18 protein-coding genes are annotated in these 19,434 nt (G+C 42.3%); 12 read left to right on the top strand and 6 right to left on the bottom strand.

The annotated features are described in order from the left end of the window. Nucleotides 1-28: 28 nt before the first annotated feature. Nucleotides 29-961 (bottom strand): manganese-dependent inorganic pyrophosphatase, encoded by a 933-nt coding sequence (locus BFI01S_RS08145; protein WP_061792168.1) that lies wholly within the window; start codon nucleotides 959-961, stop codon nucleotides 29-31. Between the two features lie 166 nt (nucleotides 962-1,127). Here BFI01S_RS08145 and BFI01S_RS08140 point away from each other — a divergent pair, with 166 nt between their 5' ends. Then, the gene (locus BFI01S_RS08140) at nucleotides 1,128-1,892 is read left to right on the top strand and encodes a metallophosphoesterase family protein (protein ID WP_061792167.1); all 765 of its coding nucleotides are present in this window, start codon (nucleotides 1,128-1,130) and stop codon (nucleotides 1,890-1,892) included. A 193-nt stretch (nucleotides 1,893-2,085) separates the two neighbouring features. Here the strand turns inward: BFI01S_RS08140 and BFI01S_RS08135 are convergent, their stop codons facing one another. From BFI01S_RS08135 to plsY, 3 genes are all read right to left on the bottom strand, one after another. Continuing rightward, entirely contained in the window at nucleotides 2,086-3,111 is a 1,026-nt protein-coding gene (locus BFI01S_RS08135; RefSeq protein WP_061792166.1) for an STAS domain-containing protein, read from the bottom strand. 108 nt (nucleotides 3,112-3,219) lie between these two features. Next, the gene (locus BFI01S_RS08130; protein ID WP_061792165.1) at nucleotides 3,220-3,879 is read right to left on the bottom strand and encodes a DUF421 domain-containing protein; all 660 of its coding nucleotides are present in this window, start codon (nucleotides 3,877-3,879) and stop codon (nucleotides 3,220-3,222) included. Between the two features lie 102 nt (nucleotides 3,880-3,981). Next, nucleotides 3,982-4,608, bottom strand: coding sequence for a glycerol-3-phosphate 1-O-acyltransferase PlsY (gene plsY, locus BFI01S_RS08125; RefSeq protein ID WP_061792164.1), 627 nt, complete (start codon nucleotides 4,606-4,608; stop codon nucleotides 3,982-3,984). Nucleotides 4,609-4,978: 370 nt separating this feature from the next. Here plsY and BFI01S_RS08120 point away from each other — a divergent pair, with 370 nt between their 5' ends. The 5 genes from BFI01S_RS08120 to rlmD all read left to right on the top strand — a co-directional run bounded on the left by BFI01S_RS08120 (nucleotide 4,979) and on the right by rlmD (nucleotide 9,249). Beyond that, nucleotides 4,979-5,338 (top strand): hypothetical protein, encoded by a 360-nt coding sequence (locus BFI01S_RS08120; RefSeq protein WP_061792163.1) that lies wholly within the window; start codon nucleotides 4,979-4,981, stop codon nucleotides 5,336-5,338. 29 nt (nucleotides 5,339-5,367) lie between these two features. Beyond that, complete coding sequence (locus BFI01S_RS08115; protein WP_235831137.1) at nucleotides 5,368-5,715, top strand: hypothetical protein; 348 nt, start codon at nucleotides 5,368-5,370, stop codon at nucleotides 5,713-5,715. A gap of 49 nt (nucleotides 5,716-5,764) precedes the next feature. Next, complete coding sequence (locus tag BFI01S_RS08110) at nucleotides 5,765-6,382, top strand: TetR/AcrR family transcriptional regulator (RefSeq protein ID WP_061792162.1); 618 nt, start codon at nucleotides 5,765-5,767, stop codon at nucleotides 6,380-6,382. Between the two features lie 253 nt (nucleotides 6,383-6,635). Next, nucleotides 6,636-7,571 carry a diacylglycerol kinase gene (locus tag BFI01S_RS08105; protein WP_061792161.1) on the top strand — a complete coding sequence of 312 codons (936 nt, stop codon included), beginning with the start codon at nucleotides 6,636-6,638 and terminating at the stop codon, nucleotides 7,569-7,571. A gap of 301 nt (nucleotides 7,572-7,872) precedes the next feature. Next, the gene (gene rlmD, locus BFI01S_RS08100) at nucleotides 7,873-9,249 is read left to right on the top strand and encodes a 23S rRNA (uracil(1939)-C(5))-methyltransferase RlmD (protein WP_061792160.1); all 1,377 of its coding nucleotides are present in this window, start codon (nucleotides 7,873-7,875) and stop codon (nucleotides 9,247-9,249) included. A gap of 300 nt (nucleotides 9,250-9,549) precedes the next feature. Here the strand turns inward: rlmD and BFI01S_RS08095 are convergent, their stop codons facing one another. After that, nucleotides 9,550-11,466: an alkaline phosphatase family protein gene (locus BFI01S_RS08095; RefSeq protein ID WP_061792159.1), complete on the bottom strand. Its 1,917-nt coding sequence runs from the start codon at nucleotides 11,464-11,466 to the stop codon at nucleotides 9,550-9,552. A 258-nt stretch (nucleotides 11,467-11,724) separates the two neighbouring features. Here BFI01S_RS08095 and BFI01S_RS08090 point away from each other — a divergent pair, with 258 nt between their 5' ends. The 3 genes from BFI01S_RS08090 to BFI01S_RS08080 all read left to right on the top strand — a co-directional run bounded on the left by BFI01S_RS08090 (nucleotide 11,725) and on the right by BFI01S_RS08080 (nucleotide 14,904). Next, on the top strand, nucleotides 11,725-12,828 hold the full coding sequence (locus BFI01S_RS08090) for an SH3 domain-containing protein (protein WP_061792158.1): 1,104 nt from the start codon (nucleotides 11,725-11,727) through the stop codon (nucleotides 12,826-12,828). A 256-nt stretch (nucleotides 12,829-13,084) separates the two neighbouring features. Next, nucleotides 13,085-13,741: a 5-bromo-4-chloroindolyl phosphate hydrolysis family protein gene (locus tag BFI01S_RS08085; protein ID WP_061792157.1), complete on the top strand. Its 657-nt coding sequence runs from the start codon at nucleotides 13,085-13,087 to the stop codon at nucleotides 13,739-13,741. Then, nucleotides 13,738-14,904 carry a toxic anion resistance protein gene (locus tag BFI01S_RS08080; protein WP_061792156.1) on the top strand — a complete coding sequence of 389 codons (1,167 nt, stop codon included), beginning with the start codon at nucleotides 13,738-13,740 and terminating at the stop codon, nucleotides 14,902-14,904. The genes BFI01S_RS08085 and BFI01S_RS08080 overlap by 4 nt, the downstream gene beginning before the upstream one ends. A 51-nt stretch (nucleotides 14,905-14,955) precedes the next feature. Here BFI01S_RS08080 and BFI01S_RS08075 read toward each other — a convergent pair whose 3' ends face one another. Then, nucleotides 14,956-16,614 carry a PAS domain-containing sensor histidine kinase gene (locus BFI01S_RS08075; protein ID WP_061792155.1) on the bottom strand — a complete coding sequence of 553 codons (1,659 nt, stop codon included), beginning with the start codon at nucleotides 16,612-16,614 and terminating at the stop codon, nucleotides 14,956-14,958. A 205-nt stretch (nucleotides 16,615-16,819) separates the two neighbouring features. On the opposite strand from BFI01S_RS08075, the gene BFI01S_RS08070 reads away from it, so the two are divergent. From BFI01S_RS08070 to BFI01S_RS08060, 3 genes are all read left to right on the top strand, one after another. After that, nucleotides 16,820-17,050 carry an excisionase family DNA-binding protein gene (locus BFI01S_RS08070; protein ID WP_061792154.1) on the top strand — a complete coding sequence of 77 codons (231 nt, stop codon included), beginning with the start codon at nucleotides 16,820-16,822 and terminating at the stop codon, nucleotides 17,048-17,050. A gap of 92 nt (nucleotides 17,051-17,142) precedes the next feature. After that, nucleotides 17,143-17,703 (top strand): FAD-dependent oxidoreductase, encoded by a 561-nt coding sequence (locus tag BFI01S_RS08065; protein ID WP_061792153.1) that lies wholly within the window; start codon nucleotides 17,143-17,145, stop codon nucleotides 17,701-17,703. Nucleotides 17,704-17,897: 194 nt separating this feature from the next. After that, the gene (locus tag BFI01S_RS08060) at nucleotides 17,898-19,298 is read left to right on the top strand and encodes a M28 family peptidase (RefSeq protein ID WP_061792152.1); all 1,401 of its coding nucleotides are present in this window, start codon (nucleotides 17,898-17,900) and stop codon (nucleotides 19,296-19,298) included. The last annotated feature ends 136 nt before the right edge of the window (nucleotides 19,299-19,434 follow it).

Here is a 19,434-nt window from a genome sequence, read left to right as displayed (position 1 = left end):
CAGAGCCAAGTGAGGCACTGCTTCTGTTTTATTTGCCGGCCAATACGTTTGTAAGAGGCGGTACAATTTGCTTTTTGCGTGAAACAACGCCCTTTAATACGGCACTGTTGTTTTCAAGTGTTACATCATAAGCTTTTTCAACTGCTGCAGCTTCTTTGCCAAGAGAGATGGCAACTGAGTCGTTGTTAAGGATGTCAGTTAAAACAAAAACAAACAGGTCAAGCTCTTTGTTATTGATGTTTTCAGTAATGACAGCTTCCAATTCTTCCTGGCGGCTTAATACGTCATTCAGGTCAACTGCATTTACCTGAGCGATTTCTGTTTTATAGCTTCCCATTTGGAATTCCTTTGCGTCAAGGGAGATTAGCTCTTTCACGCTCTTCTTGCTTAAGTCTGCTCCTGCTTTAAGCATTTCCAGACCATATTCTTCTGCATTTACTCCCGCAATTTCAGCAAGCTCACGTGCTGCTGCAACGTCCTGATCTGTACATGTTGGAGATTTGAACAGAAGGGAATCAGAGATGATGGCAGAAAGCATCAGTCCAGCAGTTGCCTTGCTGATTTCCACTCCATTTTCCTTGTACATTTTGTTTAAAATGGTTGCTGTGCAGCCAACAGGCTCTGCGCGGTAGTAAAGCGGATCGCTTGTTTCAAAGTTTGCAATGCGGTGATGGTCAATAACCTCAAGGATTTTAACATCTCTGATATCATTAGCGCTTTGCTGGAATTCGTTGTGGTCTACAAGAATTACTTCGCTGGCTTCCTTGGATACTGCCTCAACAAGCCGGGGAGCTTCAGTCTTAAAATAATCTAAAGCATATTGTGTTTCCTCATTTACCTGGCCCAGGCGGATTGGCTCTGCATCAACGCCTAATTTGTTTTTTAATTCTGCATAAGCAAGTGCTGAACAGATTGAGTCAGTGTCCGGGTTTTTGTGTCCGAATACAAATACTTTTGACATAATTCCTACTCCTTCTATATGTAATGTTGGCTTTGGCATGCTGTTATTTTACCATATTTCTAATGTAATGGCGGTACAGGGAAAAATCAAATTTTGTTTTTTTTTCAATTGCTAGAGGAAGCTTGGGTGTTTTGGAGAAATAAAAAAAAGTAAGGAGGAGACTAACATGGGAAAAGTAGCCGTAATATCTGATATTCATGGAAATATCACAGCTCTGGAGGCTGTGCTGGACAATATCCGTGAACGCGGAATAGAGAATATTTTTTGCCTGGGTGATTTAATAGGAAAAGGACCCAATTCTCTTAAAGCCGTTGAACGGATTAAAGTGACCTGTGAAGTGGTCCTTCTTGGGAACTGGGATGACTTTATGCAGAAGCCGCTGGACTTTGAAGAGGGGCAGTGGCATCAGAGACAGCTGGGGGAAGAGGCCTTGTCCTATTTAGGCACGCTTCCGTTCCATCACGATTTTTATATGAGCGGAAAATATATCAGACTCTACCATGCTTCAGCCAAAAGCATTTATCACCGGGTTGTGCCGATGAGGGATTCACATGAAGAAAAGCTGGCTATGTTCGAGAATACGGAGAATATTACTGCCGGAGAGGAAGGCAGGACTCCGGATGTTGTCGGGTACGGGGATATTCACGCAGCCCTGGTTGAACCGATTCATCCGCAAAAGACACTATTCAATGCAGGAAGCGTCGGGAACTCCCTTGATATCCCTCAGGCAACCTATGCGATTTTGCATGGGGAATACTTAGCAAAAGAGGCTGCGCCTTTTTCCATCGAGATTGTCCGGGTTCCATATGATATTGAAAAAGAAATCAGCATTGCCAAAGAAATGGGAATGCCGAATCTTGAGGCCTACGCGCTGGAGCTGCGCGAAGCGAAATATAGGGGGGCGCCGAAGAAAGTGCAGGCAGAGAAATAGGAGACGTCATTGTGTCCTGTGCACATAATAAAAATTAACCGCACATAAAAAGTGCTGAGCGCACATAAAAAATCTTATCCGCACATAAATTCCAGCTATCAGCACATAATTTACGGATGCGGGCATTTTCAACATCATATAAACAATCAAAAAAGCTGACTTCCGTCCGATGCGGAGTCAGCTTTTTGTATAATTAAAAAATTTTCCTGCCTTTTTTGGAAAGAGCGTAATAAATGCCGTGCTGCAGGTTTGTGAAGCAGTTAAATTTAGAGAGATTAAAGTTGGTTTCCGTAATTTTAGTGCCAAGTTCCGGAGAAATGCCGACCAGAATGGTTTCGGTGCCGATCAGATTAGCTGCAGCAGCCAATTTGCTTAAGAATTCCACCGTGTAGGCACTGATGGACTGATTTAACCCGGTCAGGTCCAGGATTAGGCAATCTGCCTGGTGCTTCGGAAGGCTATGAAGAGTTTTATCGACGAGTTCTTCAGAGCGGAATTCATCATATCTTCCTAAAAGAGGGACAACAACAATTCCATCCAGGACAGGAATAACCGGTGAAGAGATTTCTTTAACAAGCTGCTTTAATTCAATCGTCCGGTACTCCACTAATTTTTCAAGCTCGCTGATTTTTTTTGATTCTTCGCGCCTTGCCAAAGCGTGTATATTTTCCTCAACAGTAACGCTTGAAGGGAAGTAATCCAGCTCTGTATAATCCTGTCCGGCCAACTGGTCAGCTGCCTTTTTATACCAAAGGCTTGTGCCGAACACAGCGGAAAAGATTCCTGCAAAATGTCCCGGCAGGAATGTTCCAGACTCGTTTTTCCCTTGTTCTTTGTTAATCTTATATTCCCAGCTGTCAAGTGCTCTGACCCTGGCGGTTTTTGCAGCGGGATCTAAATCAGTAATGATAAATTTTCCCCAGCCGGCAGAAGCATATATTCTGGGGATGATATTGGCCACTTCTTCTATGGGGAATTTTAAATCTTTGAAGAATGTCCCTACTACCATTCCCTGCCTGAAGCCGGTGGTCTCAAGTACAAGGCTGGAAGTTTCCTTTCCAGAGATCTCTTCAATTGTATCGAAGAAGCTTTTCATTGCGGATTTTATCCAAAATAGGACTGCATCATCGCCTTCAAAATTAAACAGACCTTTTTCAAGGTCCCAATTAAAATCAAAACCATCAATTTTCGTTTCAAGCACTAGGCTATTTTCTGTCATACCATTACCCCCTGATATTGATATGTATAGTTAAGTTACTTTTATTTATCTAGTAAGTAACCAATTTTATATACCCTCAACTTCAAACCTTAAACCTATTTTAGAAAATTATCTGCGTCTGTTTATATTCAAATTCTTCGACTTTTCATTTACATAAGCGTACATAATATCTTTCTCATTCAAATTGTTTTGCTGCAGCTGCTCTATAAGCCACTCTTTAGTCTGTCCCAGCAGCTCGAGATTACGCGCCTGAATCCTTCCATCCACAATCACTGCGATCGGGAGCCCTTCATCCTGTATGCTGATCTTTAAATGTTCAACTGTTACAGGCGTATTGGCCACTTTCGGTATGATGCTCACTTCACCGATGGGCTCGAGAATAGCGTAATCCACATCTACAATTTTGGGATAGCCTTTGCTTCTTAAGATGGACAGCAGCTGAGACATGGATAAATGGGATTTTTCCAGATTGTCTTCAAGGATTTCTCCATTTTTAATCAGCATCGTCGGCTCACCAAGAAAAAACCGGTTGCCAATTTGGTTTAAAGTCAAATAAGAGAAGAGAATGTGAAGGCCTACCAGAATGGCCAATGCTGCTAATGTCGGCCAGTATTCTGTGCTAATGAGAGGTTCAGAAGCTACTGTGCCAACGATAATGATGGCGACCAGGTCGTAAGGAGTCATCTGGATAATTGTCGACTTGCCCATCAGTCTCATAATCATAATTGTGATTAAGTAAAGACTCGCTATTTTTAAGATCAAGAACATATGCAAGCTCCTTCGAATGCACTTTATTAAAAGGTTTTGCTTAAGGAGCTGCTTTCATGTGAAAAATAATAAAAAAACCCGAATGCAGGATCCGGGTTTCAATTAGGCTCGCTTTTTATCATCTCTTGGAGGGATGCGGTCATCTTTTAAGCGCCTATCATTGATTTTAGGCTCATTATTCTCAATAAAGTTTTTAATGTTCGAACGATGCAGGAAAATCAGAAATAATAGGAAAATAGAAAAGATAAGTTCATGTTCAGTGCCTTCAGTAAATAAGGAATAAATAAGCAAGGATGCACCCATTGATAAAGAGCCGAAAAATACATACTTCGTTAGGAAAATAATAGCGGTAAAAGAAATATAGGCGATTAAAAACATCCAAATATTTGCTGCAAGCAATACACCTGCAGTGGTTGCGATGGCTTTTCCTCCGCGGAATCCTGCAAAGACCGGAAAGCAGTGACCGGCAACTGCGGCCATCCCGACTATTAGCGGATCAGCCTGAGCGTTCAGAATGACAGGCATTGCCGCAGCTGCAGCACCCTTGCCCACATCCACCAGCAGAACCACGATAGCTGCTTTCTTGCCAAGAACCCTTAATGTATTAGTCGCACCGGGATTATTGCTGCCATGATCACGAATGTCAATTCCAAAGGCAAATTTGCCAAACAATAAGGCAGTAGGAATTGATCCTATCAAGTATGCTGCCAGGTAAATAAGAAAAGTCATCGTATTCATCCTTTTTCATCAATATATTCAATTGGTTTTTAGAGTTGTCCATTATTTGAAAATTTTTTACCAGCCTCCTCTGTATATAGTCATTGCTTACAGTTTACCATATAATGGTTTAGTAAAAAGGGAGAATTAATCATTATCTATAATAATTAGGATAGAAAATACTGTAACTTTTTAAGTAAGAAATTATTATAAAAAAGGTATTGAATTATTCCATTCTCTAAATTATGATTGTTTCGGCACTCAAAAAGAAAGCATGTTATTCGAATAGTTATAAGGACATGTTTGATAAGAATAATACCCTGCAGGATATTATTTGTGTTTCAAAGCACTCCCTGTAAGGAATATTGGAAGGATGATTTTCATGGAGCATTTTTCATTGGAGGAATGGCGGAAATATGCGAAAAATGAGCTTTCTGAACATGAGCGTGAACTCTATGAAGATCATCTCTATATATGTGATCAATGTCTGGAAGTATACCTAGAAGCAATGGACGAGGAGGAGTACTCCTTGCCCGCAATGCCGGGGGAAGAGGACTTTACCAATCTTGTTATGGCTCAAATTTCAGGCGAAATTTCCGAAGAAGCTTCTAAGGAACATAGTGGGCTGCCTCCTAAAGAATCCTGGTTTGAACGCTGGTTTCCTCTTGCCTTCGCCTGCTTTATGCTCATTGGGGGATTAATAACGATGTACCGGGAGAAAAATCAAATAGATCAGGAGTGACTCTTAACGGAAGTTAGGAGTTTTTTTATATGAAAAAATTTGAAAATTCATATAAAAATACTTACAATAAAAAAGACCGATTAGTTTATTTTAATTCCAATGCCTGGGGAGTGAGAGATATGGGAAGAAGGCAGGTTCCGCAGGAAATGCAAAAAAAGAGCAAGAGTGTCCATCTTGAGCAATGGATTTGGGATTTGGCAGCACAGATGCAGCCGTGCCGTTCAGCAGCTATCAGAGATTTATTTCTCGCTAAAATGAAAGAAGACTTGATAAAAGCGGGATTGGCGGAGGAAAACATGGAAATCACGAGTGAACATGCCAGCCTATATATAGAAGAAATCCTGAATAAAAGTGAAATCAGCAGGAAGTGCTGCTGATAAATGAATAACTGAAAGAGACTAAATCCAATGCCTTGGAGGGACAGAATTGACGCCTATCGTATCAGAGGAATATAAACGGAAAAAAAAGAAAGAGATCCTGTCTGGCGCCTTGGCCTGTTTTGCCAAAAAAGGATTTCAGGCAGCGACCATAGATGACATTGTCGCATATTCAGGAATCAGCAAGGGAGCCATCTATAATTATTTTAAAAGCAAGGAAGAAATCTATTTGGAGCTGTTGAATGAGCAGACAGAATCAGCTAATGCAAGACTTGCAGAGAAAATATCCATGTTCTCCTCCGCGGAAGAGAAACTTGAATACCTGTTTGACTTGTACAGGGATATGAGCCCATTCAGCCGGGAACGAAAAGATAGAATAACTGTGCAGCTGGAATTTACGCTGCATTCCTCAAGAGATGAGAACCTGAATCGAATCCTGAATGAGCGGGGAAAGAAGTTCTTCTTAAACCTGATAACAGATATTATGGAGGAAGGACAGAACGCCGGGGAATTCCGTTCCGATGCAGATCCAAATCATGTAGCAGGGTTGTTCTGGACTTTTATGGACGGGGCAATGCTTCATAGGGTTATCAATGAAGAATATCCATATAGAACCATTATTGACTATGTTAAGAACCTTGTTTTGCAGGATCTGAAACAGGAATAATACTCAACCTCATCCTTGTTAATGCTGATTTTAGACCGCCAGGCCAAGAAATATAACTTAATTACGATACTTTTTCGCTTAATAAGGGTATAATTCATTTGTGCATCTGATCACTTGTGAAAACAGCAGGAAGTGAATAGAATAGAAACGGATAGCAGTGAATAATTGCTAAGCCGAGGACTATTCGCTATGATGTAAAAAGATGGAATAAAAAGGATTAAGTTTAGATATTTCAATAATAGGATGATGGGCTATGAAAAGAGCAAGAATTATTTATAATCCGACTTCAGGCCGGGAAATTTTTAAAAGACATTTAGCAGAGGTTTTGCAAAAACTGGAGAGAGCTGGCTATGAAACCTCATGCCATGCCACCACAGGTGAAGGGGATGCGATTAAAGCTGCCCGGACTGCTGTTGAACGCCGATTCGACTTGGTCGTTGCAGCAGGCGGAGACGGTACGATTAACGAGGTTGTAAATGGACTCGCCGAACAGGATTACCGTCCGCGCCTCGGCATTATCCCAACGGGCACAACCAATGATTTTGCACGTGCTCTCCATATTCCAAGAGATGTGGAAGCGGCAGCAGATATCATTGTAAAAGGGGATACCATTCCTGTGGATATCGGCCGCATAAATGATAAATATTTTATTAATATTGCTGGCGGAGGAAGGCTGACAGAGCTGACTTACGAGGTGCCAAGCAAGCTTAAAACCATGATTGGCCAGCTTGCCTATTACCTTAAGGGAATTGAAATGCTGCCTTCTATCCGCTCAACTGAAGTGAGCATTGAGTTTGATGGCAAAATCTTTGAGGGTGAGGTCATGCTTTTCCTTGTCGGTCTGACAAATTCAGTCGGCGGGTTCGAGAAGCTTGCGCCGGATTCCTGTATTAATGACGGGCTATTTTCCCTGCTGATCTTAAAGAAAACCAATCTCGCCGATTTTATCCGGATCGCGACAATGGCAGTCCGGGGTGAGCATGTAAAGGATCCGCATGTCATCTACACGCAGGCAAACCGCATTAAAGTGCAATCCAAAGAGAAAGTACAGCTCAATCTTGACGGTGAATTTGGCGGGCTGCTTCCTGCTGAATTCGTAAACCTGTACAGACATTTGGAAGTATTTGTCCCTATTGACCAGATTCGTGAAGAAGACCGTCCAACCGATTGGGAAAGCTCCCACGAATAATAGGAAGTCCGCTCTATTACAGGGCGGGCTTTTATTATGCAAAAACACAAGAAGTTGTGAAAGATGCAAATAGAAAAGTATTTACTGCAAATAGAAGAGTGAAAGAGCACATAGACAGGGGAATCCTGCAAATAGACTGGAAAAAATACAAATTCAGGATTCGTTTCTGCAAATAGACATGCTGCGGGGTATGCAGGTCCAATGGATCTGAAAGATATCCATTTCGTATTTAGCCCTGTTTTATGATACAATCTGTCTAGTCAAAATAGGTCACGGAATTAAGCTGAAAAGGAAGAAAAACATGAGCAGAACATTACCTGTGCAAAAAAATGATTATATAGATGTTACATTTGAGGATTTGACCCATGAAGGGGCAGGAGTGGCAAAGGTTGACGGTTACCCGCTTTTTGTGCCGGATGGGCTTCCCGGTGAGAGAGCAAAGGTAAAAGTGATTAAGGTGAATAAGGGATATGGATTTGGGCGCCTGATCGAGACATATGAAAGCAGCCCATACCGGGTAGAAGCACCCTGCCCGATTTATAAGGAGTGCGGCGGATGTCAGCTGCAGCACCTGAGCTATGAAGGACAGCTTCTCGCCAAGGAAAAACAGGTCAGAGATGTTCTGGAAAGAATCGGGAAGCTTGAGGGCGTCAAGGTGCATCCGGTTCTCGGCATGAAGGATCCGTGGCGCTACAGAAATAAAGCGCAGGTTCCTATTGGCGAGCAGGAGGGCGGTCTGATCGGCGGATTTTACCAGCAGCGCACCCACCAGATCATCGATATGAAGGAATGTCTCATTCAGCAGGAAAAAAACGATGAGGTTGTTCAAAAGGTAAAGGAAATATGCGGCCGCTATGGTGTCCGCGCTTATGATGAAGGCAGGCATAAAGGCGAGCTCCGCCACGTGATGGCGCGCTATGGTCTTGTGACAGGCGAAGTGATGATTGTCCTTGTTACCAGGACGAACGAGCTCCCGCATAAGCAAAAGATTGTGGAAGAGATTGCATCAAGCATTGATGGGGTTAAATCCATCGTCCATAATGTGAATTCGCGGAAGACAAATGTGATCATGGGAGATGTTACACGAGTTCTCTGGGGAGAAGAAGTGATCTATGATTTTATTGGCGATATCAAATTTGCGATTTCTGCCCGTTCCTTTTATCAGGTGAACCCGGAGCAAACGAAGGTTTTATATGATAAGGCACTGGAATATGCGAATTTAAGCGGAGAAGAAAAGGTTATCGATGCGTACTGCGGAATTGGCACCATTTCTCTTTTCCTGGCACAGAAAGCAAAAGAAGTGTTCGGAGTTGAAATCGTGCCGGAAGCCATTGAGGATGCGAAGAGGAATGCGGAATTGAATCGGATGACAAATGCTTCATTTGCAGTCGGGAAAGCAGAAGAAGTAATTCCTGAATGGTATAAAAAAGGGAACACCGCAGATGTGCTGGTCGTTGACCCGCCGCGAAAAGGCTGTGATGAGGCTCTTTTGAAAACCATCTTAAGCATGAAGCCAAAGAAAGTCGTCTATGTATCCTGCAATCCGGGAACATTGGCAAGGGATCTGCGTATTTTAGAGGATGGCGGATATAAAACCATCGAAGTGCAGCCTGTGGACATGTTCCCGCAGACTATGCATTGTGAAGCAGTCGCGGGATTGGAATGGAAATGTAACTAACAATTAAACTTCCTAACCCGTCACAAAAAATCTATCCGATTTCTCCATCAAGTGAGAAAAAAGATCTCGCAAAAAAGCGTAAGAAAACCAAGGCTATCACTTACGGGATAAGCCTTTTTCTTTTTAGGTATTATGTATCTAGCATCCAACCCTAATGATTTTGCAAGGAAACATGATCCCAATTTTTATATATAATTTAAATGTTTTATAGTTTAAATCCAAAATCCACTTGGGAAATTTTAACAACCACGTGGTATCAATTGTAAGAGGCCTTGCTTAAATGTGCAAGGCCTCTCCTGTTTATTGTATAGCATCTTTCAGAACTTCACCCTCCAAAAAGTCAGGAGCCGGTATCTCCAGAAGTTTATAAACGGTCGGGGCGATATCCAGTGTGGTAATCGAACCAATTCTGCTGTCACTTTTAAAAGAAGGACCCTGTGCAAAGAATACCGCCTTGAGTTCTTTCCGGTCAGGATTGCCGCCATGGCTGCCAAGTTCTATTGCCGGCATTTGGGGGTCTGTTAGGCTGCTGCCCATCATATAGCCACTTGCACCAAGCAGCAATATGTCTCCCTGGTTAGGGTGCTTATTCTCTTTATTGTTATCATAGGCAATATGAAAAGGCTTTTCTTGTTTCCTGAAAAGGTAATTGGAAAATTGCTTTGCCGTTTGATTAAATTGGCTGAACTTTCCTTCGGTAAGAAAATCACCGGCTTCACCTAAATAGCCCTTTAGGATTTTTGTCTTAAATTCTGGTTTGATTTTATATTCGCTAAAGAGCTTCACCACTTGGTCTGCAGCTTTTTCCTTTTCTCTCTTGGTGAGGTTTTCGTTAAGATATATTTGAGCAGCTGATCCGCTGGCTACAGCCATTGCTTTGGACTTCTCCTCATCCACTCTGCCTTTTCTATCTGTTTTTAAAAGACCAGCTTCTTTCAGAAGGGTGTTTGGAGCCAGAATGGTATGGACTGGCTCCATGCCGTGATCAGATACCACAAGAAGGTGGTCTTCTTCGCTAAGGCTGTCCATCGTCTGTCCTACTACATCATCTGCAAGCTTGTAGGCCCATTCAATGTATTTCGAATGTCTTTGGGAATTTCCCTCTGAATACCCGGGCTGCCGCGGATCTGTCAGCAGAAAATGATGTGATTCATAATCGATCTGAGGTGTGTAAAACATCAGCAGATCGGGCTGGTATTTTTCTTTAATATAAAGAGACACATCAGTTGCCCAGCGGACAAAACGCGAACCAATTTCCTCGTACTCTTCCCGAGTAATCCACTTTTTTTCAAAAGCCTTTGTATCATCCTGCACAGGGAAAAAGCCGAATTCCGATAGCAGCTCCTCTTCAAATCCTTCTGGACCTTCAATGAGGGCTGATGTAACAGCAGTCCGGTAAATGCTCGCTTTCTCAAGGCTGGCATCAGTTTTCAGCTTAAACCAAAATCCTGCAGATTCACCATCAGCTTCAACAGGAATTGAACCCCATTCATTGGCATTGACAATGACATCTTCGGAGTCTGCGGAACGGTTTTCCGAAAAAATGAAGCGGTTATAGCTGGTTTTTCCATCATCCGAAGTGTCTAAAGCTAATATATAAATTTTTTTATTCTTTGCTTTTTTCAATGGCAGCTTCACTGCAGCTTCCTTTGCAGGGCTGAAGGTGTTTTTGGTGTGCTTCCAGCTCTCTGTTTTTTTGAACTGAAGCTTATCCAGAGAGCTTTCTGCCCAGGTTTCACCATAATAAACTGCATAATCAGCCTGTTCGCCTGCATCAGGGTTTGATCCGGGAAACAGCACGGTGGCCGTTGTTTTGCCATTCTTTTTGGCTTCTGCCCAAAGCGGGCTTTTATCAAGCGGCTGATGAAAAGCGCTTTCTCCATTGGCCAATTCCTTGTTGGGGTCCTGCCATTTATTGCTGACCATACCGGTTTCCGATGGAGCTGCACCTGAGGCAATGGCAGCATGGGATGGTGCAGTGAGCGAAGGGGTTACGGTTGTGGAATCCTTGGCAGCCACTCCGTTCTTCATAAGTGATTTAAAATGAGGAAGCTTGCCGTCCTGGATAAATTCTTTTGCCAGGTCGTTTCTCATTCCATCAAAGGAGATCAGCACAACCTTGTTTTCCTTCCCAATCGTATCCTCTGCATATCCTGAGGAAGGGAATATAATCGATCCTATTAATAAAGTTACTATATGAAAATAGTGCTTGTTCATTATGTTTCCTCCAAGATGTAAGTAAATTGGTACAAGTGTTTATTCCCTGCAGCCCTTATAATTAAACTTTTTCAAAAGGGAAGATATACAGATGCCAAATATACTGGCTCTGCTAAATAAGCAATTTCAAACTGATTCAATAGAATCAATAAAATTTTTCCAGTCCCAAATAGGTAGACTTGAAGTTTGCTAATCTTTATTTTTAGAGTAATCCGCGAAATTCGACAGAAATAAAATCAGGGATATGGAGGAAAGTGTATGGCAATTTTAAAAGGTACATATGGAAACAGAGCTATATTAAAAGGCACTGTTGCTGCAGCTATTTTGGCAGGTGGAGTCTTGTCACCGTCAATTCCGAGCTTTTCAAACGAGGCAGTGGCAGAAGCGGCTTCCGGTACTTACACAGTGGATGCAACCAGTCTGAATGTCCGTTCCGGTCCGGGAACAAATTACAGCTGGATTGGGAGCCTGGCTCAAGGAAGCGGTATTCAGGCGATTGAACGACTTGCAAACGGCTGGTACAAAATTAACTACAATGGCAAAACAGGCTATGTCAGCGGCCAGTATGTCAAAACAAATGAAAAGCTTTACCGGGTGGATGCTACGTCATTAAATGTCCGGAAAGGTCCGGGTACAAGTTACGGGAAAATAGGGTCCTTGAAGAACGGATCTGTATTGAATGTTATACATAAGGAAAGCAATGGCTGGTATAAAATTTCTTACAATGGCGGAACGGGTTATGTAAGCGGTGATTATGTGAGAGCCAGTGATGCCCGCCTGTCCCAAATTAGTGTGCCGCTCATTGCCCAGCGTCCGGAGCTGCCAAGCGGATGTGAAGTCACTTCCCTTGCGATGGCATTGAAATTTTATGGAGTGAATGTCAGCAAAACCACACTGGCAAAAAAAATGCCATATGACTCAACCAAGCTGGTAAGAAATGCAGACGGATCGATTAAAACCTGGGGGGACCCTGATGTCGGGTTTGTTGGAACACCTTTTGGCAACGGACACACGATAAATCCGGGGCCGCTGAAAAAGCTGCTTGATCAATATCGTCCTGGTGGTGTAAATCTGACAGGGAAGGATTTCTCAGAAATAGAAAAAGCTGTTTCAGAGGGTAACCCTGTACTGGCATGGTTTACAATCAGCCATGAAATGCCGAATAAAAGAACCTGGAAAACGCCTGCCGGCAAAACGATTAGTGCACCGACACCTCTGCACTGTATTGTCGTAACCGGTGTGGATGCCGATTATGTTTATTTTAATGACAGTGAAGCTGTTAAAAAAGATGTTAAAATGCCTAAAGAGAAGTTCATTAAGATATACGATGCCATGGGCAAGCGTGCATTAGCGGTTAAATAGCCTTAAAACACCTGCGGAAAATTTCCGCAGGTGCTTTTTTTATTTAATATACGTCTCAGGTCTTAGTAGCGATTACTTTTGTGGTCTATGGCAGGCAATCGTGTTATTTTGTATCGTATAACTTGAGAAGTTTTTTAAAAGTGTTTTAATAGATTTAAGGATATATGCCTTTTTTGCTGAAAGATGTCTGTGGATGAAACTTTAGGTTTATTAATTACGTATAAATAAGTAGGACTATGAGTAGGAGTCGATAAATATGAATTCCTTTTTAGCATTTGCTTTTCGCCTGCTGACGGCTGTTCCATTGTCTGTCAGTGTCTGGCTGGCCAGTTACTTTGCTTTCGGGCAAACATTTTTTCTGTCAGGGGTTTATGGAGCTGGAGCCTGGCTGCTCACTTATTGGGCCGGAGGATTGATTCAGCGCCGCCGCTTTTTGAAAAAGCATGGATTGACGAAAAGGGAATACCAATATATAAAGCGAAATCTTGATGAGGCACGCCGCAAAATAACCCGTCTGCACAAAGCGATGTTCTCAATACGGCATTTCCCGACACTGAAGCAGCGCATGGAGTTCATGAGGGTGACAAGGAGGATTTACAGACTGACCAGAAGTGAGCCGAAACGGTTCTATCAGGCGGAGCAGTTTTATTTTTCCCATTTGGATTCTGCTGTGGAGCTGGCGGAAAAGTATGTCTTTCTATCTTCCCAGCCGAGAAAATCCCGTGAACTGGATCAGTCCCTCCAGGAGACGAGACGTACACTTGATGCACTTACCCATCATGTGGAGGAAGATCTTCACCGGGTTATAGCGGAAGATATTGATCAGCTTCATCTTGAAATTGATGTTGCCAGGAATTCGATTGAGAAGATAAAAGAATCAAGAATTCATGATGAAAGCAGGAGATTGAAATGACCGAAGAAAAACCGTCCCTGTTAAAAAACACTGATTTAATGGATGATTTGCTGGCAGATCCTTTTGGGGAAAATCAGCAGCCAGCTTCCTCGCCGCTGCATTCGGAAAAGCGGACAAGGCTGATCGATGTGATTCCGGAAGAAAACCGCGAAAAAGCTTATCAGCTTGCAAAGCAAATTGATCCGGCCAATCACCAGGCGATGATCTCATACGGAACACCAGCTCAATCAAAGCTGTTATCGTTCTCCCATACCATGCTCGAGCATGTTCAGAAAAAAGACGTTGGTGAAGTGGGAACAATCATTAATGATCTGATGAAAAAATTCAGCGATGTGAATCCGGATGAGCTGAAGCCTGAGAAATCATCCTTTTTTGCGCGTATGTTCGGAAAGATTTCCGGTTCTGTTCAGGAAGTATTGTCCAAATACCAGAAAACAGGAGCTCAAATCGACCGGATCAGCGTGAAATTGGAAAGAAGCAAGAATGCACTTCTTTCCGATATTGTCATGTTAGATAAGCTTTATGAAAATAATAAAGAGTATTTTCATGCGTTAAATGTTTATATTGCAGCAGGAGAACTGAAGCTTGAGGAACTTCATGAAAAGACGATTCCCGAGCTGAAGAAGAGGGCTGAAGAGTCAAATGACCAAATGAAGTTCCAGGAAGTTAACGATATGATCCAGTTTGCCGATCGTCTGGATAAACGTCTTTATGACTTGAAGCTGAGCCGTGAAATCACAATTCAAAGTGCGCCTCAAATCCGCCTGATACAAAATACCAATCAGGCATTGGTTGAAAAGATCCAGTCTTCCATTATGACTGCCATCCCGCTGTGGAAAAATCAGGTAGCCATTGCCTTGACGCTGCTTCGCCAGCGCCATGCAGTCGAAGCCCAGAAGAAGGTTTCAAAAACTACCAATGACCTTCTATTGAAAAATGCGGAGATGCTGAAAGTGAATACAATTGAAACAGCACGTGAAAATGAGCGGGGCCTTGTCGATATTGAAACATTAAAGAAAACACAGGAGAACCTGATCTCTACTCTTGAAGAAACCTTGAGGATCCAGGAAGAAGGCAGGAATAAGCGCCGGCAGGCAGAACACGACCTGGCAAATATGGAAAATGACTTGAGGCTGAAGCTGCTGGAGATTAAGGGAAATTAAAAGAAGAGCGATGTTCAATCAAACGTTTGATTGAACATCGCTCTTTTGCTGTTAAACTGTTAATCCAGCTTCAGGGGCAGGTGTTTGTTTTTTTACAGGGAGCTTGATGACAGCTTCTGTTCCTTTCCCTTTCTCGCTATTGAAATGAATGGAACCATTATGGGATTGGACAATCTTGAAGCTGACTGTGAGTCCGAGGCCTGTTCCCTTCTCCTTTGACGAATAAAAAGGTTCACCGATCCTATTTAGGCGATCTTCCGACATGCCGCAGCCATTATCCTTAACCAGGATAGTCAGCTGGTGGTCTTCCGCCAGCAGTGTAACGGTTACTTTGCTGCCTTCTTTAGATGCCTCGATTGCATTTTTTATGATATTAATAAAAAGCTGCTTTAACTGATTTGGTTCACATTCAATCATATAAACATCCGATTTTAACAGAAATTCAATCTGGACATTGTGCATGCTGGCTTCTGTTTTTAAGAGCGAAATGACATTAAACAGGATTTTTTGAACATCTGCTTTTGTAAAACAAATATCCTGAGGCTTGGCAAGGAGCAGCAGCTCGCCGACAATATGGTTGATCCGGTCCAGTTCGTCCTGCGTGATCTGATAATAGAACTGATGCTTTTCATCTTCCAGCTGCATGAGCTGTACAAAGCCTTTCAAAGATGTGAGAGGATTTCTGATTTCGTGCGCAACACTTGCAGAAAGCTCGCCAACCACAGAAAGCTTTTCGGTGCGGCGCAGTCTTTCTTCAGCCTGACGCAGCTTTGTCACATTTTTCCCATAGCCGATGACCCCGGCAATTTGACCGTTTACAATAAGCGGAAGGGCAGTGCATTGAATAGTCAGTTTGCTGCCATTTTTATGATTAAAATCAAACTCACAGGTCTTTGGCTGTTTATCCTCAAGGATGCCAGTAAAGTCTTCGATTGCCTTCGTTTTATAAGGAGCCGGTATAATTTCATTGATGCTTTTACCTAATGTTTCATTAGGACTGTAACCTGTCACGGCTTTAAATTGGGGATTTACTTTTGTAATCGTGCCATGAAGGTCTGTCATAAAGACGATCTCGGTATTATATTCAAACAGGGATTTATATTGCTGCTGGCTTTCGGCAAGGAGCTTCTCCACATGCTTTCTTTCTGTTATGTCCCGGCCTATAATGACTAGTCCCTTTCGGCTGCCGTCTGTATGGAAGAGCGGTACTTTAATTGTATCGAACGTTTTCTCTGTTCCGTCAGGCAAGGGAATTACTTCCTCAATGCGGGTAATTTTACCGTTTCTCCAGGTTTCTTCATCTGATGATTCACAGTAGCGAAGTGCGTCTGCATAAAAATCAGTGTAATCTGCCAGTTCTGAGTCCTTCTTGCCTTTATAATCGACATTTTCGAGATTGAATAGCTTAAGTCCAAATTCATTAGACTCAATCCAGCGGCCTTGACCATCTTTGAAATTAACAAAATCCACCATGGAATTGATTAAAGTGGAAAGGCGCTTTTCATCTTCTCTTGAGGCGCTGAGCTCATCTCTTTTGCCTATAAAATAATAGAGCAGCCATCCTGTAGCGATGATGTATAGAAATTCTTTAGCTCTGAATAGAAAACTGACAAGAGAAGAAGGTTCAAGCATATGCAAAAGGTAATTCGTTCCGAATACCCAAATAAGGCTGATGATCACATATAAGCCCAGTACCTTTTTTTTATTCATTAGCTTATATTTCTCCTGTTCTTTATTTGGCTGAAATATGCTGGGATTCAGTCAAATTAGTATTTTTCGCGTATAATAATAGAATATACAGGTTGCCTATACAGATTATTTATAGCTTCTATTCTATATGATTTTAGCAGAGTCTTCTAGTGTCTGGAAATTAGTAAAATTATATTATAAGGAATAAGAAAGGGAAGGACAAGCAATGTATCTGACCACTAAAGAAACCGCAGAATATTTATCTTACCCTGAGTCATATGTTGAAAGCCTGATTCAGCAAAAGAAAATACGCGCCATTTATGACGGAGAACAGTATTTAATATACAAGGAACAGTTTAATGCCCATCTAAAGCAGGTGGAAAAATACAGGGAGCTGGTGGAGGAAATTTTAAATGAGATGATACCGGAGGACCGGGATATCAAAGATGAGGATTAAATTGGACAATTTTCCTCAAATCACATTATTTTACAATTATTATTAACTTGGATAAACTATAAGTAAATAATGTGTTAAAGGAGGAAGTATGGATGTTTGATATTTTAATTGTGGGTGCAGGTCCTGCTGGTGCAAGTGCTGCTCTATTTGCCGCTAAAGCGGGCAAGAAGGTAGTGGTTGTGGATAATGATAAAAGCATGACTAAACGGGCATGGGTTGAAAATCATTATGGCGTTATGGAAATCACTGGCCCGGAACTGATTGAAACAGGCAAAAAGCAAGCTGTTAAGTTTGGGGCAGAGATCGAAGAAGGAACTGTAGAAAACATTGAAAAAGCTGAAAGTGGTTTTACTGTAACAGCAGGAGAAAAATCATACTCAGCGAAGCATGTGATTGTGGCAGCAGGGCTTTCAACTGATTTAGCCGAAAAAGCCGGTTTGAAGACCAAAGAAGGGACTGAGCCTCGCATTAAAACGGTTCTGGATGCTGATGCTGACGGCAGGACGAATGTTGAGGGCATTTGGGCAGCCGGAACTATTGCAGGAGTCAGCGTCCATACGATCATTACAGCTGGAGACGGTGCGAAAGTGGCGATTAACGTAATCAGTGAATTGAACGGCGAGCGTTATGTGGACCATGATTTAATGAAATAGAATGGAAGAAGGCTTGCATGGAGCAGCCTTCTTTTTTTATCTATTTTCCTATTAATTAATACCTAAAATTTACAAGATAACCAAAATATAGATTTTTGTACCTACTGTATTCTAGTATCTTGTACCCTTATAAGAGTTTTCGAAACATTATAAAATTTAGTGAGCGGAATCTATTATTCTATTGGAGGTACTAGATGAGAAAACCAATTTTAAAAGTGGCATTAGCTTCAACTCTTGTTTTTGGGGCAGTGGGAGCACAAGCAGCTTTTGCACAGGCAGCCGGCGTAAAACAGAACCAGCCGGTAAATGTATTCGATAAGAAGGTAGTAAATAAAATTAATGCAGATAATATCTATACTAATATTGATTATCTTTCACAAACTCCGCGTGTAGCCGGTACGGAATCGGAGTATAACGCTGTTCAGTATATTAAAAGCCAATTCGAATCCTATGGCTATGAAACAGAGATTCAGCCATTCACGTTTTATGGATATACTCCTCCGAGCAATATGGAATTGACCATTGATGGCTATGGAGGGGAACTGCAGCCAAGATCCTTTACCTATTCAGTCAATGGGGATGTGAGCGGAGAGCTGGAATTTGCAGGTCAGGGCACACCGGAAGAACTGGAAGGCGCTGATCTCACAGGCAAAATAGCTCTTATTCAGCGCGGTTCCATTTCTTTTGCCGAGAAAGTTTTAAATGCAGCGGAAAAAGGGGCTGCCGGAGTAATTATTTTTAATAATGCAGAGGGTCCATTAAGCGGAACACTTGGAGCTCATAATGAAGAATATGTTCCGGCATTAGCCCTGTCCAAAGCAGAAGGTGAGGCAATCCTTGCATTGCTGGAGAGCGGTGAATCCTTAACAGCTTCCCTGACCATTGAAGGTGCGGAGGCAGGAGAAAAAATTTCCCATAACGTGATTGCCACAAAGAAACCGACCAGTAAAAAGAAAGCGAACGATGACATTATTGTAGTCGGCTCACACCATGATTCTGTGGCCGGGGCGCCTGGGGCGAATGATGATGCTTCCGGAACAGCGATGACTTTAGAACTGGCGCGTGTGTTTAAGGAAATTCCAACTGATACAGAAATTCGCTTTGTTACATTCGGAGCTGAAGAGCTGGGATTGATTGGATCTTATCATTATGTTGACAGTCTTTCTGACGATGAGATCAGCAGGACGATTGCGAACTTTAATCTTGATATGGTTGGAAGCAGGGATGCTGGCGATTTAGTGATGATGACATTGGATGGAAAAGAAAATCTGGTAACAGAGCTTTCACAAGCATCCAGTGAAAGGCTGAACGGTGAGCCGACACCAGTATATCAGGGCGGCAGAAGTGATCATGTGCCATTTGCTGAAGCGGGCATCCCGGCCGCATTATTCATTCACAGCCCTACTGAGCCATGGTACCATTCTCCAGAAGATACAATTGATAAAATCAGCAAGGAAAAGCTTCAGGATGCAGCGGAAATTGTGGGCACAGCCATTTATGATAAGGCACGTTTTGATAACATGGGCCCTAAACCGAAAAAGAAGCATAAAATGAAAGCAGCACCTGAGATGGTTTATGAGCAGGATGTGAAATAAAGCAGAAAAGAAAAGGAGCCTCCTGAGATTAACGGGTTCTCTTTTGGGAGAGAAAATTTAAATTTACCTTCTAAATCGCAACACTAGCGTTGCATAAATAGTGTCTTAATTTTCAGTTTAATTTTTCTTCCGGTTT

The organism is Cytobacillus firmus NBRC 15306, assembly GCF_001591465.1.
Taxonomy (GTDB): domain Bacteria; phylum Bacillota; class Bacilli; order Bacillales; family Cytobacillaceae; genus Cytobacillus; species Cytobacillus firmus.
Note: the sequence above shows the minus strand (reverse complement) of the source record. Positions and strands in the feature narration are given on the sequence as shown.

Coding starts and splice junctions, on each gene's coding strand:
- BFI01S_RS08065 (WP_061792153.1), top strand. CDS start 17,143: ATGTTTGATATTTTAATTGTGGGTGCAGGTCCTGCTGGTGCAAGTGCT.
- BFI01S_RS08135 (WP_061792166.1), bottom strand. CDS start 3,111: ATGACAGAAAATAGCCTAGTGCTTGAAACGAAAATTGATGGTTTTGAT.
- BFI01S_RS08105 (WP_061792161.1), top strand. CDS start 6,636: ATGAAAAGAGCAAGAATTATTTATAATCCGACTTCAGGCCGGGAAATT.
- plsY (WP_061792164.1), bottom strand. CDS start 4,608: ATGACTTTTCTTATTTACCTGGCAGCATACTTGATAGGATCAATTCCT.
- BFI01S_RS08140 (WP_061792167.1), top strand. CDS start 1,128: ATGGGAAAAGTAGCCGTAATATCTGATATTCATGGAAATATCACAGCT.
- BFI01S_RS08070 (WP_061792154.1), top strand. CDS start 16,820: ATGTATCTGACCACTAAAGAAACCGCAGAATATTTATCTTACCCTGAG.
- BFI01S_RS08080 (WP_061792156.1), top strand. CDS start 13,738: ATGACCGAAGAAAAACCGTCCCTGTTAAAAAACACTGATTTAATGGAT.
- BFI01S_RS08120 (WP_061792163.1), top strand. CDS start 4,979: ATGGAGCATTTTTCATTGGAGGAATGGCGGAAATATGCGAAAAATGAG.
- BFI01S_RS08075 (WP_061792155.1), bottom strand. CDS start 16,614: ATGAATAAAAAAAAGGTACTGGGCTTATATGTGATCATCAGCCTTATT.
- BFI01S_RS08115 (WP_235831137.1), top strand. CDS start 5,368: ATGAAAAAATTTGAAAATTCATATAAAAATACTTACAATAAAAAAGAC.
- BFI01S_RS08130 (WP_061792165.1), bottom strand. CDS start 3,879: ATGTTCTTGATCTTAAAAATAGCGAGTCTTTACTTAATCACAATTATG.
- rlmD (WP_061792160.1), top strand. CDS start 7,873: ATGAGCAGAACATTACCTGTGCAAAAAAATGATTATATAGATGTTACA.
- BFI01S_RS08090 (WP_061792158.1), top strand. CDS start 11,725: ATGGCAATTTTAAAAGGTACATATGGAAACAGAGCTATATTAAAAGGC.
- BFI01S_RS08145 (WP_061792168.1), bottom strand. CDS start 961: ATGTCAAAAGTATTTGTATTCGGACACAAAAACCCGGACACTGACTCA.
- BFI01S_RS08085 (WP_061792157.1), top strand. CDS start 13,085: ATGAATTCCTTTTTAGCATTTGCTTTTCGCCTGCTGACGGCTGTTCCA.
- BFI01S_RS08060 (WP_061792152.1), top strand. CDS start 17,898: ATGAGAAAACCAATTTTAAAAGTGGCATTAGCTTCAACTCTTGTTTTT.
- BFI01S_RS08095 (WP_061792159.1), bottom strand. CDS start 11,466: ATGAACAAGCACTATTTTCATATAGTAACTTTATTAATAGGATCGATT.